The sequence below is a fragment of the Paenibacillus dakarensis genome (assembly GCF_001373415.1).
Taxonomy (GTDB): Bacteria; Bacillota; Bacilli; order Paenibacillales; family Paenibacillaceae; genus Paenibacillus_AQ; species Paenibacillus_AQ dakarensis.
Window position 1 is genome coordinate 61,081 of record NZ_CDSE01000006.1, and the last position, 16,207, is coordinate 77,287.

The window sequence follows — 16,207 nt, forward strand, 5'->3', positions numbered from 1 at the left end:
TTTTTCTTTCCGTATTCCCTATGCCGATTTAGAAGGTCTGACTTAGGTTACACGGATTCTCACGTTTATTTATCTTCGGTTAACAAACTCAAAATAAATAAAAAGGGTGAGCTATTTTCATAGCTCGCCCTTTTCGTAATAACTCTCTATTAAACTTGGATAAAGAGGCTGAATTCCGGACCTGTCTTCTCAGGCTCCTGTGCCATTGTATAGCCATGCTTAACGACTTCCTCCGGTACATTACGGAATGCAGACGGGCAGTCAGAAATAACCTGAAGCAGCTGACCCTTCTTCATATCACGCAGAGCCTCCAGTGTGTAAATGACAGGATACGGACAAGATTCTCCACGAAGATCAAGTGTGAAATCAACGGACATTAGTATAATCCCCTTTCTTAAATCCAACGCCGAAGCGATAATTTTTTTGCCAGTAGACGGCAACAGCGAATCCAATTCCAAGTACGAGCAGTGTGACAATAAGTGCTGCGGCAGGACCCATGGTCGTAATCAGGTTTACCTTCGAACCGCTCTTTACAAGCAGGTTGTATATGCCAAGGTGATCCCATGCATAAGCAAGTCCGGTTGCGCCCAGAATGTTACCCACGAAGACAGGCAGGAAGACAATTTGTCCTTCCATCAGCCGGTACATCATTCCGGTTTCACAGCCGGCTGCCATAACGATACCAATACCGAACAGCAGGCCGCCGACAAAGGTACTTGGCGCAGCAATTTTTGTAACCGGGTCCAGACCGTATACGAGAATAATGATGAGTGTGGCAACCGAGCTGACAGCCATACCGATGATGATAGCTTTCGTCATGGCGGCACGGCCGCTGATCCACAGATCGCGGAACGCGGAAGTGAAGCAGATTTGCCCTCTTTCAATCAGTATACCAAACGCTGCACCGAAGAGGGCAGCCGTACCCAGCATATTTCGTCCAGTCGCAAAGAAGTAGATGATAAGGCCGGTATAAGCGAGCCCGATGATCGCGCCGGTAAGCGGCTGAATATTGCGTTTGGCTTTAGCAGATGAAGCCATGCCGCCTTTGGTCATGACGGGCTTACCTTTCCACCATCTCGTATTCACAACTTTAGCACCCAGAAATGTACCGAGCGCGGTGGCTACAATAAAGATCCAGGAGTGGAATGAGAATTGGGGAACCCCGGTAAAGAAGGCAGCGAGGTTACAGCCGAGCGCCATCCGTGCACCGAAACCGGCGATAATACCGCCGACAAATCCTTGTACATAGCGTCGTTTCTGCTTCGGAATGCGGATTTTGAAATTGCCGCTGAGCAGAATGGTGACCAGAGCACCAATAAACATGCCCCATACAATCCAGCCATCGGTCCGGGTCCATGTCGTTCCATCCATGCCAACAAGGTCAAAGTAAGCCCAGTCTGAAGTATCAACCCCGAAGAACTGCAGGATATGGCCCCCCAGACGTGTGAATTCGCCGGTTACCGCCCAAACGGTTCCCGTGATTCCGAAATATATCGCACTCAGGATCCCTGCAAGGGTCATGACAAGATAAGGACTCCAATAATTGCTGAACAACTTCGAATACATTTTTTTCACTGATTCTTGTATCTCCTTAATGGGTGAGAGTCCACAGCTCTCCCTTGTTTGGTAAAAAAAGCACAATTCTCATTTTACTACAAACTTACGCAAATGGAATGAAAATATTGCATTCATTTTCTGTTTGGGCTGTAATTGTTTTCCTTGCTGAAATATTGATCACGCTTGCAGCATTCTTGGCGACCATAATAATGTGTATAATAAGAGGTATAGCGTCTTGAAAGGGTGACTCACATGTTGACGATAAAGGAATACACTGCTGAATTGGTTAAAGATCCGTTCGGAATCCTGCCGGGGAAAAGATATGAGTTCGTGTTTGATCTGGACGTTCCTGAAGAGGACGAGCTGTTTCGTGAGAACGGAGTTTATGTACGGGTTATCTTTTTAGTAGATGAAGGGCAGTCACGCATTGTCAAATATGATTTCTATGAAAGAACGACCGATGCGTATCTTGATTTTGATATGGAGCAGGACGAGGAAGAACAGCTGACCGCCTTTTGTAAAGACAACTTACCGGAGTAGAGTAGAAAAAAGCATCCCGCGTGGACCCGCGTGGATGCTTTTTTGTTTGTTGTGAGTGGCAGAGGGATTGCTGTACCCGTGATAATCAAGTGATTATAAAGACAAAATAAGAGTGCTGCTATTGCGGTAGAAAATATATCTTGTCTTAGCCAAAATTTTACCGATATACTATATCTGCAGCTTCTGGTAACACAGAATCGTCAGCAATTTATTGTGGAGGGAAGTAGTCGGAGTACATGAGGAAGAACATTTTTAAAGGGAGTGTACGTTATTGTATCGCACTTCTAATTGCTGCATTAATGATTCAATGGATTGTCCCTTATCCTCAAGCCAAAACCGTTCAGGCTCCCGCATCATGCGGACTCGGTTGTATACGTTATGATGTTGTGGTAATCGGCAGTGAGATACAAGGGGTTCTGCTTGCCAGAGAAGCTGTGAAGCATGGTCTTGACGTCATTATTCTTGATCCCCGGAGTGAGTCGGGGGGTGAACTGGTAGGAGGTCAGATGCACTTTTTGGATGAGCCTAACGACAAGAACAAGAAGAGTCTGGTACAGGGCGAAATTAAAGAGTTGTTTGATGGCTTTAAGAAAGGATCAATTCGTAAGGCTTCTGAATTTAATAAATATTACAATAGTAAGATCAAGGGGATTTCGATCAAGAGCGGGATAGAGATCGAATCGGTGAAGACGATCAAGGTAAAAGGGTCACAATCTCTTCAATCTCTCACTTATCTTGTCAATGGCAAGCGTCATCAGGTACAGGCTAATTATTGGGTCGAGAATACGGACTTTAATGCACTGACAGGTAAGCTGGATGCTAAGCGGATTCCGGGTATGGAAAGCCTGTATAAGCCTTCATATGGACAAGAGCCGGATTACATGGCAGCAACGCTCATGCTTCGGTTCAAAAAGGTGGATTGGCGCAAGCTGCATCAAACGGTGCTGGAGAATTACCCACTTAGCAACGTTCAGAAGAAATATGGCCCGAACACCTATGTCGACTGGAATATTGCAACAGGCTTTAGCAACATTATGATGAAATATAAGCCGCAGGATTCCCAGATGGTTCTAAGAGGGATGAACACACTCGATCAGGGGCATGGCGAAGTGATTATGAATGCTCTATTGATATATGATGTCGATCCGTCCGACGAGAAGTCGGTTAAGAACGCGCTTAGTAAGGCCAAGGCTGAGGCGCCTTATGTGCTGGAGTTTATGAGAAAGAATATCCCTGGGTTCGCTAAGGCGGATCTGAACGGGTTCCCTGAATATTTGTACATTCGTGACTACAATCGATATGAGACAGAGTATGTACTGAAATATGAGGATGTAAAAAATAGCCGCATGTTCTGGGATAATGTGAGTATTGGCGGATATTCGATTGATCTTCAGGCGACCAGGCTGATCCCAAAAGGGATTGGGTTCGGAAAGACAGACCGATACGGAATGCCGCTGCGGTCATTCGAATTGAAATCCTATGACAATGTACTGGTTACGGGGAAAAATGTAGGAGCCGATGTTAAGGCCTACGGCAGTGCACGAATCATGCCGAATACGGCCCTGGCTGCCCAGACGATCGGAATCATTTTGGGAAGAGAGAAGGGTAAGAACCTAAATGATCTCACACCGGATGACTTCCGCCGTATTCATGCTTATTTGAAGAAGGATTACGGTATCGTACTGAATAAATAATGTTTAACATAAATGACGTGAAATGATATCTGTAAGAGAAGCTACAACAGACAATGGGGTATCAAGAGCATCAACAAGCCCCCGGACACCAATGAAGGCTTGGTATGGTCCGCCCGCGTATCAAAACAAAACCCACCGTCTTCTCAAGACGATGGGTTTGCTCACTCATAAAGCAAAGCGTCGCAATTATTTGTTCAAAGAAATATTAAATCTTGCCCCTGCATCGCCGGCAAAAACAATTGTACCTCCCTCAGGAAGCTTTACCTCGTTCTTGCCGCTTACAACCGTAAAGTTAATGCACGTTCCTTGAGCATCATACACCGCAAATGCACCGTTCTCCGGCATGGAGACGCTCAGGGTCTTGCCGGCTGCATTTTTCGGAAGACTGAACCATCTCGCCAGTCCGTCATTCTGGATAGACACTGTAGATTTTTTACCCTGGTACAGCGGCTTAAGCTGCTTCTCACTTACATACAGGCTGCCTGAGGCCTCGAAATATTCAACACCTTTTTGCTTATAGAATTGGAAGCCGTAAGTGTCCCTGCTGCCTACCCCCGGTATTTGATGCTGGGGTACTGCCGAGTCCGGGCCTGTTATTTTCTTATCGGCTGCATATCCAGGCAGATCCTTGTTCAAAGTAATTTGGAGGGATGGCTCCATTAAGAGATAGACCAGGGAAGTGTACTTTTCATTTAACGGGTAGTATGAATGCTGATCCCGCTTTGCCCATGCCTTTGCCGTGTCGGAAGAAACCTCCACCGGATCCAGCTTCTCCGCCATATAGCTTGAAACCGCCATTTGAGCAAAGCCCTCAAGGCTTGCGTATTCTCTATTCCATAAATATACGCGTCCGTTGTCTTCCTTTACAAAGCTCACTTTGGACACGCCGGTTTCATCAACAAATGTACCGTCGGCCGTGTATACATATTTGACTTCAGGATATCCCAGTATGCTTGGCATAGTGAGGCTCATATCTCCGTTGTCTGTAATCTTCACTAAAATCTGCTGACCGGTAGCTCCATAATAACCTGCATTCTGTAGAAGGTCACCTGGCATCTGAGCCTTAACCGGCTTGCCGAAGGACTTCCCGTCTTTCAATTGGGTAATTGTCCCTTTCTCTTTCATGGCTTGGAGCAAAAGCTCACTGGCAAGCATCTGATTCGTTGAACTGGAACCACCGGAAGACAGCACGGCTGCTGCCATGTTCTGCTCCGGAACAACGATGAGCGATGCATGATACAAAATCGTATCTCCACCTTTGACGAGCGCCTTCATCCCGTAATCATTGAACGGATACAAGTTAACGCTGTCCCAGCCGAGACCGTAGCCTAACATGTTATCCGCTTCATCCGGCCATAATCCCTTCTTATATTCCTCCTGCTCCATAGCTTTAACAGACTGCTGTGTCAGGATTCCTTCAGCCTCTCCCGTAAACACCGTGGAGAACCTCACCAGATCCTCAGCTGTAGAGTAAATGCCGCCGGCACCGATGACGTTGACCGTCTCGTTTGGAAGCTGAGCCGGATACGTCGGATAATAAAGGCCGGCCATTTTCCCGAGGTCAAGCTCATCCTGCGGTGTCTTCGTATGGGTCATGTTCAGCGGGCCGGTAAAATACTCATGAATAAAGGCTGTAAAATCCTTACCGCTGACTCTCTCTACTAAAATCTCTGCTAGAGTAAACCCGTCATTACAGTAAACTGAAAAAGCACCCGGATCTGCCTTCAGGGTCTGGGTCGACAATTGCTTCAACAGGTTGTCATGCGCATAGGTGTCGTTGTCTTCCAACAACATTGAATTAGCAAAGCTCGAGCCTTGCAGTCCTGAGGAATGATTCAGCAGCATACGAGGTGTGATTTGTTTGTAGCGTTCGTCCTTCATGCTGAAATCAGGTATGTATTGGACCAACGGAGTATCGAGGTTGACCTTTCCTTCATCAACCAGCTTCATGACGGCCGCTGTTGCAAACATCTTGCTCGTGGAGCCGGTGCCATACATCGTATCCTTGGTCAGCGGCTTCTTTCCTTCTATATCGTTGATGCCCGATTGGCCGGATACCTTGATCTCACCGTTATCAATCAGTGCGTACTGAACGCTGACCGTGCCGTATTTCTCGGTAAGCAGCGCAGCCTTCTCCGAAGCGATTTTGCTCAGCGTCTCATTCGGTGCAGCCGAAACCGCCGGGGATGCCATCACGCCTGCGGGCAGCAGCATCATCACCGTGAGTGAAACAGAGAGCAGCCAGGTTAATCTTTTCTTCAATGAAATGCCTCCTCTATATCTAGATTCATGTATAGTACGTTTTTTCAGGTGATAGGGTTCATATAAATTTATATTCTGCTAATTTTTGAGCCTGAAGAATCTTTTACTTCCTCTGCTGAAAGACTTTTGAACAAAACGGGTAAAGAGTTACTAGAATCAAAAAGGAGGCAGCTATGTTTTTTGACAACTGGTATCCCATAATACGTATTATCATCGTCGGCACACTCAGCTATTTCTCCCTTATCCTGTTGCTTCGCTCATCTAGCAACCGGGCACTTTCACAAATGAACGCTTTCGACTTTACCGTTTCCGTTGCTATCGGCTCGATTCTCTCAACCGTCATTATGGATACAAACGTCACTTTGGCAGAGGGACTGGCCGCTTTTGTTCTGCTCCTCACATTGCAATTTATCGTGAGCTGGCTTTCCATGAGATATTCCGCTGTTGAGAAAATTTTGAAATCAGAACCGCATTTATTGTTTTACCAGGGTAATTTTATAAATAAAGCCATGAAGAAGGCTCGCGTCCATAAGGATGATATTTACCAGGCTGCGAGAAAAGAGGGAATAGACAGCCTCGATTCCGTCGCTGCCGTTGTCTTGGAGGCAAACGGCAAATTATCCATCGTGCAATCAGATAAGAAAGGATCGATTGAAACGCTGAACAATGTTTAGAAACCGTAGTGTTAAAGATCTCATGATTAACATATTAAAAAACCGGTCTTTCCGTGGATTGAACTGCATCCTCTAAACTGGAAAGGGATAGGAAAACCCCGAATTAGGTCCGCTTTTTTAAAGTGTCCGCTATTCGGGGTTTAGTTTATATTTCTTACATCGATTTTAGATTTATCTGCGTCTCATATGCGTCTTCCTCTATATCTGCATGCCAGCCAAGCTGCTCCGCTACCCAGACAAGTGGAATCATCGTTGATCCGCCTATTAACTGCGGAGGGTATTCAATGTTGTGTGTACCGGAGGGTGTTACAGCTTCCGTGCTTCCAACTGTCATTTGGACCTTATGTCCGTCCTTTGACAGCTGCATTGTCCGGGTGCTTTTATCCCATGACCATTTGGCGTCAAGTGCTTTTACCGCTTCTTTCACAGGGACCATAAGATCTCTTCTTCCAGCCCATGCTCTGCTGGTGAACATGGTCTTTTCTCCACTTATTACAGCCACCATATTGCGGACTCCCGGTTCGGGTGTCACCATCGCATGAAGGGTATCTTCTTTAAGCTTATCATTCAATTTATCTATATTATCAGCGGTGACTCTGTACCTGCTGTCGTCTTGGCCAATCGCTTCTGCGATCCAGGAGTTCACGTCCTGCTTATGATGAGACAAGTCTTTGTACAGGTCCAGATTATAAGTCCAGTCCGATTCGGACTGAAAATCATACAGCTTCACATGGCCTTGAGCCTCCAGCTGTTCAAACATCCATTTCCGCATGGCAATCTGATTATCGAAGCGGGCAGGGTTACTCTCATACCACATGGTCTGGCGCAGGATGCTGTAAGGAGGATAATAGAAGTAAAACTCCACCTCGGGATAAGCTTTAACCAGTGACAGGATGTGATCTGTGAAGCTCTTCTGCACAACATCCAGGCTTTCTTCGTTAATGCCGAAATACACATCGCGCTGGCTGGCCTTGTCATAAGACTTCATCACTTCCCCTGCCCCGAAAACCGCTCTATTGTTCCAGTTATTCAAATATTCCAGCTCTCTTCCCTTGTTACCAAGCATTCTGCCGTACAAGCTCTTGAAGAGCTGATCATATACCGAATAATTAAACAAATATTTATAGTCATTCCACCATACCTCATCGTACATATAGGCTGGGAACTGCTCAGAGGCCTGCTTCGTGTTCGCTTTCAGCGAGAAGTAGTCGAGTCCCCACAATATTTTCTTTATCTTTCCGGTCTCAAGGGCGAGCTTGGCCGTATAATAATGCTCGTCTGCGGTAGAGCCTTCGATGGCCAGCTTCATTGCGGTTCCATCCAGCGCTTGTCCAACCTCCGACGGAAGGAAGTTCTGGGTCATTGAGGTTCCGATGATAATGATGTCATAGTCGTAGTTCTTGGCGAGTCCGGGATTCTGGTACCTGGCATCCGAGGATAGAAAAGGCTTATACCAGGTCGCTTTACGATAAAATTGCAGCGGGTCGAGCACGGCTGTTAAGGCAATAATGGCTGCGACCATTGCAATCGAGAGAATGCCGAAGCGAAACAGCAGCGCTTTTGCTCGGGAACTGCGGTTGTTGGCTTTTCGGGTGGATACATGCTTCGTTTTAGAGAAGACCGTAGTCGTTTTTGGGTTCACGAGGTTCCCACCTTCTTAGAAATTAAAGTACAGAAATTCAGAAATCCGGTTGAGATAAAGCAGGGACAAGACGAACATAACAGCCATAGCAAGACCAGTCTTCCAGCCGTGATTCATCTGATTGCGCAGCTGGGATGAATTCGGTGCGAAGAGCACAACTGGCAGAAAGATAGCGATCAGTACGATAGGGAATAAGATGGTGGTCCATGAATGCAGACCAGTCCCATTCATCCCGCTCATGCCTTTGAGTATACGAAGGGCCTGCTGCCAGCTCGTGGAGCGGAAGAATACCCATGCAACGTTAACAAAAACAAAGGTGATCAGCCAAGCGGCCCATACAGGCAGGGGTCTTCCAACCTTTGTCCATAGGCGGTGAATCGCCTGACCGAAGCCATGAAGTGCTCCCCAGATAATAAAGGTCCATCCCGCGCCGTGCCACAATCCTCCGATCAGGAAGGTAATGATGACGTTACGCATCGCGATCGCTTCTCCCCGGCGGTTTCCGCCAAGCGGAATATAGATATAATCCCGCAAGAAGCGGCTGAGCGTCATATGCCATCTTCTCCAGAAATCCTGGAGGTTCAGGGCTTTATAAGGGGAATTGAAATTCTCGGGCAGCTTGATGTTGAAGCAGAGCGCTACACCAATCGCCATATCGGTATATCCGCTGAAATCAAAGTACAGCTGAAGGGTGTATGATAAAGCAGCAGTCCATGAGTCTATGAAGCCTGTTGCAGAGGCGAAGCCGTCATTTGCGAACACTGCAAAGGTATCTGCGATCACCACTTTTTTAATCAATCCGATGCAAAATATATACATCCCTCTCGAGAGATTAGGCCAGTTCAGAACTTTATTACGCATCCGGTCGAACTGAGGCATCATTTCGCTGTGGTGAAGGATGGGACCTGCGATGAGATGCGGATAGAAGGTAACGAACAGCACATAACTGAAAAAGTTATATTCTTGCGCCTTTCCCCGGTAACCGTCAACGAGATAGGCGATTTGTGTGAAGGTAAAGAAACTGATGCCCAGCGGCAGGATGATATGAAGCAAAGGGATATCTGCGCCGGTGAGGTTGTTGAGATTGTCCAGGAAGAAGTCGGCGTATTTGTAGTATCCAAGCAGCAGCAGGTTCATGGTGATTCCGAAGGTAAGTATGAGCTTACGTCTTCGTTGACCGGCTTCCTTACCCCGGGAGGTTAAAAGGCGTCCAATCATATAGTTGAACACGATTGATCCAAGCAGCAGCGGAATATACTTCTCATTCCACCAGCCGTAGAAGAAGAGAGAAGAGAGGGCAAGCCAGTACTTGGACAGCTCTGTGTACCTGAAGCGGTTCAGCGTAAAGTAAACCATTAAAGTGACCGGCCAAAACATAAAAATGAACACATAAGAATTAAACAGCACTTGAGTTCTTCCTACTTTCTCCCTGAAATAAATGGTGCCATAAGGAATATATCGACTTAGAACATCTATATATGAATATAGTAATTATGGAATTTTTTTGATATAAATAATAGTCTTGACGGAAAAAAATAGGAGGTATAAACTATTTAAAATTTATCGCAGCGGGCAAGATTTCGGATATAAGATTTGGATAGATGATTATTAACGCACAAAGAAGGACTTCCGAGGGATTACGGCTTCGGCGTCCTTCTTTGTTTGTTTTTTATAAAAGGTGAATCTATTTACTTTCCTTCTTTCAACGGGACGCGAAGCTCATCATTCGGTTTCTCTGTCGTATATCTCCATGTGTAAATCTCCAGCTCGGATTTATCAAAATTCTTATATACGTCGATCTGCTTGTTGTTTCCGTCGCCTTGGAAGCCAACCATCACCGGTTTCCCGTACTCCGGATCGTTCCCTTTCAAATAATAGGTCTGATTCACGCCGCCAAACGCCGGATTTGTACTTGAGGACTCTACGTAAAGATTGTTGTCTTTCATATAGTAAGCCCATGTGATCGGAAATTCGCCAATGCTGGTGCTGATCGTCTGGCGTTTTTCTGAAATATCCGTTAAGCGGATCGGATCGCTGCTGCCCTTATGTTCATCAATACGGTAACTTGCAACCAAGGATAGAGGCTTATTTGCGAGCTCGGATACTTCAAGTCCGGACACTTCAAATCGCAGTTCAGTCTGACCCGGTTTTCCCGTACCATATTGGATGCCTCCGTCGAGCAGTTTGCCGCCTGCATCCAACTGATAATTTTTATATGGAACACGACTGTATTTCTCTTTATGGGTTAATATTAAGCGGACCTGCGTCGGTGTAACGATCATTTGACTGATTTTAGTCCCGGCAGCAACCTGATCCAGCGGAATGTTCAGGTTCTCCTTGAATGACCCATTCTCCAATTGTTTCTTGGAAAGGGCTAGATTTATATTCCATGGCCCCTCCGTTATTCCCGAGGTACGTTCATAGGTAATCTGGAACGTTGTACCCTTGGCACGTAATTGTCCTGATTCGAATACTTGCTGACTTATGAATTCATTCTTTCCTCCCGGTGTTCCGATTACAGGAGTCTCCGCCTCTTTAATTGGTTCTTCTTTATCATTTAAAGCCTGAATCCTTATCCATCTGCTCGCTTGTTGTTCAGGGTCCGTAAAGGTAACAGCGGATTGAAGCATCACTTTACCGTCTACTTGTTCGAATGATTGCAGCTTCACACTTTCGATTCCATCCTTATGGATTTGGATTTCTTGTGTCTTGGCGTCATCCGAATTGAAATGAATCGTCTGCTTGCCATCCCCGATAAAAATAAGATTTTCCACGGTAAACTCCATGTCGGCCTGGTTTCCATCCATGACCCAATCGGTTTCGAAAAAGCCTTGGAATACACCAAGCTCTTCATTCCATAGATGTGAATAGTTTCCTTCAATAAGCGTGCCCTTGTGATCTATTAGACCCATATTATCAAATCTCACATACTTCCCTTCTTGCTCCGCACCAGGATCCAGACTGTAGAGCAGGAAGGTCCGGTTCTCATCGGTGAAGGCGGTATGCAGCGTCAATGTCGCTCCGTTCTTCGTTATGGACTGGTTGAGGGTTTGCCCGAGACCCTGCTCCAGCGCCGACTTAATACCCGATTTATAGGAGAGGATACCAGACCAATCGTATTGAATTGCTGCATACACAGGCGTAGCCATCAGGGCAACGGATAATCCGGCGATAATGGCTGTTCTTTTTCGTTTCCGAGTACGCTGGGCTGCTGGTTCACTATCTAATATCAACATCTCATTCTGCTGGATGCTGTTCCACATCTTGTCGAAGTCGGGATAAGATGCGTGATTGGAGCCCTTCATCTGATTTTTTAAAACCTTCTCAATGCGTTCCATATTGCTTCTCTCCCTTCAAATGAAATCGGTGATTTTGGCGCTCAAGCTTTTTTCGCATGATGTTCAGTGCCTTGTGAAGTCTTGATTTCACGGTACCGACGGGAATTTCTAGAGTCTCCGAGATCTCTGAGACCGACAACTCTCCGATGTAGCGGAGGGTGATGACTGTCAGGAACTTTTCCGGTAGCTGATTCAGTAGTTTATCCAGTTCGGCAGCGTCCGTTTTCTCGAGCACAAGGGTGTCTATGGATTTGGAAGATGCTATGGCCTGATCGTAGAGCCACTGAACCTGGCCTTGCTTTTCCTGTTTGGTTTTCTGTTTTCGAAGAAAATTCAGACAGTGATTCACCGTGATACGCATGATCCAGGCACGCATATGCTCAACACTTCTCCAATCCTGGCGAAATACGCTGACGAATACATCGTGACAGAGGTCTTCTGCATCTTGAGTGTTACGCAGCATGTAATAGCATGTACGGTACACATCTTTGTTGTATGAATCGAATAGTTCACGTTCCGTTGTCAATGAAAGGGCTCCTTTCTATCGTGTTATGTAATATAAACAGATAACCTATTGAAAGGGTTCATTTTATTTTTCGATATTCCAGCAGCGTGATAGAGGTATTGATTTCCATGATATGTATGTTTTTATTCTAACAAAATAAATAATAGAGAGAGAAAGCCGTTTTTCCCCGATGCAGAAGACTGGTCAAGCCGTTCCCGCTCCGGTAACATAGAGAGTAACAAGTGAAATGTACAAGGAGGAGCTATGCTTCTACAATTCGGTTACTCGCAGTATGAGAGTAAAGTATATGAGACGCTCGTCACGAGCGGCGAGGCGATGGATGCATCGAGCATTGTGAAGCTGTCCGGTGTTCCCAAGGCCAAAATTTATGAAGTGCTTGACCGCCTGGTAGACAAGGGCATTGTAATGGATACCGTCTCAGGTAAGAAGCGCACCTATGCAGCCTTGCCTGTTGAGGCGATTATAGATAAGCTGACGCATGAATTTGAGAGCGATATAAGAAAGCTTCGTTCTGCCGGTGTCCGTAAAAAAGTGACGGATGATCAGGTATGGAGCTTGAAATCTCACAGCTCTATTCAGGCGACCTGCAGACAGATGATTGAGGAGGCGAAAGGATCCATTCTCATCTCCATGTGGAGCGATGAATTCAGCGAGGTCACGGATCTGCTGAACCGTAAAGAGTCGGAAGGCGTGCGTGTAGAAGCATTGGTGACAGGTGACGACCACCCGGAAGCGGCCTTATCCAAGCTGTATGTGCTGAACCCTATGGCTGACCATGATAAGCTGGAGCAGTTTATCCTTCTGGTGACAGACACGAAGGAGCTGCTGTTCGCGGGCGTCGAGCAGGGGAGCTGGCAGGCGATCCGGACACAGGCGCAGCCGTTCGTGAAGGTATTTGCTGAATTCTTCTATCATGATATGGCCTTGACCGCATTCAGCCGTAAATATCCGGAAGTCATGCAGAAAGACGATGAGATCAAATCCCTGCTGCTTCGATTGCGTTATTAATACAAAATACGACGAAGAAGCCCCCGGCTCTAAGGCCGGGGGCTTTTCTTATATAAGCTGTTTCTGAAGACTGTTTCTATCGTCTTGCGTAATTGCTACAGCTGATCTGCGGTTTGGGACGAGGCTGGAGCAGCTTGCTCCTTGGCGGAAGCGGAACGGCGAGTCAGTGAGAAGGCTGCGACAGCAAAGGCAAAGGCAGCGATGATGCCGCCAACCCAAGGATTGTTTGCGACTGAGCTTTGGCTGATTACCGTACTTCCGATTACGGAGCCAAGCGCAATGCCCAAGTGAAGCATGGATGAGTTCAGGCTGAGCTGAGTCTCGGCATGATCCGGAGCCAGCTGAAGCAGGTAAGCCTGCTGCGCCGGAGATATGGCCCAGCTGAGCGCACTCCATATCATCATGGCGATAAGGAATACCCAGATTGAGATTTGTGCAGTCAGCATCACCAGGAACATGGATACCGAGAAACAAGCAACAATCGTGAGAATCGAGCGCTTCGTTCCGAAGCGGTCAGATATCCAGCCGCCAACTCCGCCGCCGGATACGGCAGCGATGCCGAACAGGAAGTAAACGACACTCATCATACCGGGACTGACGCTGAATGTTGACTCTACATAGGGCTGCAGGTATCCATACAAGGTAAGGTGACCGGTGAGCATCAGGAAGACAATAAGCTGAGCGCTGATGATTTTACTGTTTTTCAAGAGGCTGAGCTGCTCGCGCAGCGGTACAACCGGGCTTGGGGCGGTTCGCTTCGTGAATAATGCAATGCCTGCCATGGATAGGAGGCTAAGCAGCGCAATGACGAGAAACGGAGCGCGCCAGCCGTAAGCATTACCGATCATGATGCCGAGCGGAACGCCGAGCACCAGTGATCCGCTGATCCCCATATAAATAATCCCGATAGCCCGTCCCTTGTGAGACGCCGGTACAAGTGAAGCAGCCATCGTGACGGACAACACAACAATAACGGACCCGCTCATCGCGGATATGGCCCGCGCAGCAATAATGGCCCCATAGCTGGATGTGAAGGTTATGATCAGATTGCTGAGCATAAATACAACCATGGTGTACAGATAGAGCTTCTTCCGCTCCATTCTGGAGGTCAGATTAATCAGGATCGGTCCTGATATTGCGAAGGAAACAGAAAAGATGGTTATAAATTGACCTGCAGAGCTGACGGAGATATGAAGATCGTCAGCAATGAGATTCAGAATTCCGCCAACGATCAGCTCAACCATGCCGACAACAAATGCGGCAATGGCTAGTATATAGACTCGAAAATTCAAAAATTCACATCCTTATTTCATTAGAGTATTTCATTTAAGTTACCACCATTATAGTAACCTTTACCATAGGGTGCAACCTTTTTTCTCTTGGTCAAGCAATATGTTCTTTTGAGCCGATTTAAAGTCATGCATGGAGGATAGCCTGCCACATTCCGCCATGGTAATATTTTGGTGATACTATTTTATTCAAAAATGACTTTTCTATCCCGCTTAAAGACACTTGCTGGAGGTGGATTTGCGAATATGGACAGGCCCCAGATGGTCATGCGTGATCGTATCCTTTTTCCGGATACGTCTTTTCCGTTTACGGCCTCGACGACGGAAGGGGTACACCCCGGATTTCAGCGGTTGCATTGGCATCAGACTTTGGAGATCAACTACATTCGGAGCGGCAGCGGCTATTATCTTATCAACGGAATGAAAATTCCTTTCGAAGAGGGAGACCTTCTCTTTATTAACAGTAATGACTTACATCGGGCCTTTGAAACGAAGAGTCTGCAGATGGATATTATGATGTTCGAGCCTTCACTATTGGCGATTGATCTGAAATACGATCCGGATCTGATGCGGCCCTTCCGTGAAGCCGGCGTATATTTGAGCCACGTCATCAAACATGATGAGCCGATTACATCAGAGCTGGTCCCATTGTTTCACCGAATGATGGAGGAGAACCGAAACAGGGAGGCTGCATTTATGAGCCTGGTCCGTGCGGACCTGATTCGTTTTCTCGGGCTTACCAATCGTTATTTGCACAAAACACCACAGCAGGCGGTTCAACTGCAGGTCAAGCAGCGCGGCATGCATGCGCTGCGGAAGGTGCTGCATACGATGGAGCTTAATCTCAGCTACGGCTGGACGCTGAATGAACTGGCTGACCTGGCTCACTTAAGCCCTTCCCGCTTCAGTGCCTTGTTTCATCAGACGGTCGGCACTTCCCCTCTGAATTATTTAATCCAACTAAGACTGACGCAGGCCATGCATTTGCTGGAGACGACAGATATGAAAATTACAGGCATTGCCGAGGAGTGCGGATTCCGTAATTTATCGAATTTCAATCGGTTGTTTAAGCTTCATATTGGTCTATCGCCAAGTGAGCTGAGAGGGCAGTCGTAAGAAAATAGGACCTCTTTAGAACACAGTAAGATTGTATCAGTTCTTGCTTGCATAACAGTAGTGTGGAAGGCTGCAAAAGTCTATTCTGGACATATGGCAACAGTATGACCCCCGCAAACAGGGAAGAGGAGGAAGCTCATGAGGAGGTACCTTGGCGTAGATGCCGGAGGGAGCAAGACTCATGCCGTCGTGGTGGATGAGCGCGGCAACGTGCTGGGCAAGGGAATAGCCGGTAACGGGAACCATCAGATTGACCGCGATGGAGCGGAGAGGAATATCGGGGCTGCTTGCGACGCAGCTTTATTGGAGTCTGGAATGACGAAGGAAGAGATCAGCTTTGCTTATTTTGGATTGGCCGGGGCCGATCGCGAGCCCGATTATGACATCCTGCGTCCCATGATTGGCAGCATGGGTTATCCCAAGTATGAGATTGCTTGCGATACGATGATCGGTATGCGTGCCGGAACGGATCGTTCCTATGGTGCAGCCCTCATCTGCGGAACCGGGTTTAATAGCGCAGCCCGCAATAGAGCTGGCGAGGAGCTGCAATATGGCGGTTTT

At 47.0% G+C, this 16,207-nt stretch carries 14 protein-coding genes; 6 read left to right on the forward strand and 8 right to left on the reverse strand.

Annotated elements, in window-relative coordinates; translation table 11 throughout:
* Window positions 1-149: 149 nt before the first annotated feature.
* Together yedF and yedE are read right to left on the reverse strand one after the other, a co-directional pair.
* A complete protein-coding gene (gene yedF, locus BN1234_RS00420; protein WP_054954695.1) occupies window positions 150-377 on the reverse strand; it encodes a sulfurtransferase-like selenium metabolism protein YedF in 228 nt (75 codons plus the stop codon).
* A complete protein-coding gene (yedE, locus tag BN1234_RS00425; protein WP_054954708.1) occupies window positions 367-1,566 on the reverse strand; it encodes a selenium metabolism membrane protein YedE/FdhT in 1,200 nt (399 codons plus the stop codon). The genes yedF and yedE overlap by 11 nt, the downstream gene beginning before the upstream one ends.
* Window positions 1,567-1,809: 243 nt before the next feature.
* Here yedE and BN1234_RS00430 point away from each other — a divergent pair, with 243 nt between their 5' ends.
* Together BN1234_RS00430 and BN1234_RS00435 are read left to right on the forward strand one after the other, a co-directional pair.
* Window positions 1,810-2,097, forward strand: coding sequence for a DUF6509 family protein (locus BN1234_RS00430; protein WP_054954696.1), 288 nt, complete (start codon window positions 1,810-1,812; stop codon window positions 2,095-2,097).
* 236 nt (window positions 2,098-2,333) lie between these two features.
* Window positions 2,334-3,791, forward strand: a complete 1,458-nt coding sequence (locus BN1234_RS00435) for an FAD-dependent oxidoreductase (protein ID WP_054954697.1) — start codon at window positions 2,334-2,336, stop codon at window positions 3,789-3,791.
* Between the two features lie 186 nt (window positions 3,792-3,977).
* Here the strand turns inward: BN1234_RS00435 and BN1234_RS00440 are convergent, their stop codons facing one another.
* Window positions 3,978-6,053: a serine hydrolase domain-containing protein gene (locus BN1234_RS00440; RefSeq protein ID WP_054954698.1), complete on the reverse strand. Its 2,076-nt coding sequence runs from the start codon at window positions 6,051-6,053 to the stop codon at window positions 3,978-3,980.
* 173 nt (window positions 6,054-6,226) lie between these two features.
* Between BN1234_RS00440 and BN1234_RS00445 the strand changes: the two genes are divergently transcribed.
* A complete protein-coding gene (locus BN1234_RS00445) occupies window positions 6,227-6,727 on the forward strand; it encodes a DUF421 domain-containing protein (protein ID WP_054954699.1) in 501 nt (166 codons plus the stop codon).
* Window positions 6,728-6,881: 154 nt separating this feature from the next.
* Here the strand turns inward: BN1234_RS00445 and BN1234_RS00450 are convergent, their stop codons facing one another.
* From BN1234_RS00450 to BN1234_RS00465, 4 genes are all read right to left on the reverse strand, one after another.
* The gene (locus BN1234_RS00450) at window positions 6,882-8,369 is read right to left on the reverse strand and encodes a copper amine oxidase N-terminal domain-containing protein (RefSeq protein ID WP_054954700.1); all 1,488 of its coding nucleotides are present in this window, start codon (window positions 8,367-8,369) and stop codon (window positions 6,882-6,884) included.
* Between the two features lie 15 nt (window positions 8,370-8,384).
* Window positions 8,385-9,776, reverse strand: coding sequence for an MBOAT family O-acyltransferase (locus BN1234_RS00455; protein ID WP_054954701.1), 1,392 nt, complete (start codon window positions 9,774-9,776; stop codon window positions 8,385-8,387).
* Window positions 9,777-10,057: 281 nt separating this feature from the next.
* Window positions 10,058-11,707 carry a DUF4179 domain-containing protein gene (locus BN1234_RS00460; RefSeq protein ID WP_054954702.1) on the reverse strand — a complete coding sequence of 550 codons (1,650 nt, stop codon included), beginning with the start codon at window positions 11,705-11,707 and terminating at the stop codon, window positions 10,058-10,060.
* Entirely contained in the window at window positions 11,694-12,233 is a 540-nt protein-coding gene (locus tag BN1234_RS00465; RefSeq protein WP_082423046.1) for an RNA polymerase sigma factor, read from the reverse strand. Before BN1234_RS00465 ends, BN1234_RS00460 begins: the two co-directional genes overlap by 14 nt.
* A 243-nt stretch (window positions 12,234-12,476) precedes the next feature.
* Here BN1234_RS00465 and BN1234_RS00470 point away from each other — a divergent pair, with 243 nt between their 5' ends.
* Window positions 12,477-13,241 carry a TrmB family transcriptional regulator gene (locus tag BN1234_RS00470; protein WP_054954703.1) on the forward strand — a complete coding sequence of 255 codons (765 nt, stop codon included), beginning with the start codon at window positions 12,477-12,479 and terminating at the stop codon, window positions 13,239-13,241.
* 95 nt (window positions 13,242-13,336) lie between these two features.
* Here BN1234_RS00470 and BN1234_RS00475 read toward each other — a convergent pair whose 3' ends face one another.
* Entirely contained in the window at window positions 13,337-14,533 is a 1,197-nt protein-coding gene (locus tag BN1234_RS00475; RefSeq protein WP_156337087.1) for an MFS transporter, read from the reverse strand.
* 243 nt (window positions 14,534-14,776) lie between these two features.
* On the opposite strand from BN1234_RS00475, the gene BN1234_RS00480 reads away from it, so the two are divergent.
* Together BN1234_RS00480 and BN1234_RS00485 are read left to right on the forward strand one after the other, a co-directional pair.
* Window positions 14,777-15,646, forward strand: a complete 870-nt coding sequence (locus BN1234_RS00480; protein WP_054954704.1) for an AraC family transcriptional regulator — start codon at window positions 14,777-14,779, stop codon at window positions 15,644-15,646.
* Between the two features lie 138 nt (window positions 15,647-15,784).
* A partial coding sequence (locus BN1234_RS00485) for a BadF/BadG/BcrA/BcrD ATPase family protein (protein WP_281177633.1) occupies window positions 15,785-16,207 on the forward strand: 423 nt, incomplete at its 3' end.

What these genes read in the sequence shown, in the direction of transcription:
- yedF (WP_054954695.1), bottom strand. Translation starts at nt 377, where the DNA reads ATGTCCGTTGATTTCACACTTGATCTTCGTGGAGAATCTTGTCCGTAT.
- yedE (WP_054954708.1), bottom strand. Translation starts at nt 1,566, where the DNA reads ATGTATTCGAAGTTGTTCAGCAATTATTGGAGTCCTTATCTTGTCATG.
- BN1234_RS00430 (WP_054954696.1), top strand. Translation starts at nt 1,810, where the DNA reads ATGTTGACGATAAAGGAATACACTGCTGAATTGGTTAAAGATCCGTTC.
- BN1234_RS00435 (WP_054954697.1), top strand. Translation starts at nt 2,334, where the DNA reads ATGAGGAAGAACATTTTTAAAGGGAGTGTACGTTATTGTATCGCACTT.
- BN1234_RS00445 (WP_054954699.1), top strand. Translation starts at nt 6,227, where the DNA reads ATGTTTTTTGACAACTGGTATCCCATAATACGTATTATCATCGTCGGC.
- BN1234_RS00460 (WP_054954702.1), bottom strand. Translation starts at nt 11,707, where the DNA reads ATGGAACGCATTGAGAAGGTTTTAAAAAATCAGATGAAGGGCTCCAAT.
- BN1234_RS00470 (WP_054954703.1), top strand. Translation starts at nt 12,477, where the DNA reads ATGCTTCTACAATTCGGTTACTCGCAGTATGAGAGTAAAGTATATGAG.
- BN1234_RS00480 (WP_054954704.1), top strand. Translation starts at nt 14,777, where the DNA reads ATGGACAGGCCCCAGATGGTCATGCGTGATCGTATCCTTTTTCCGGAT.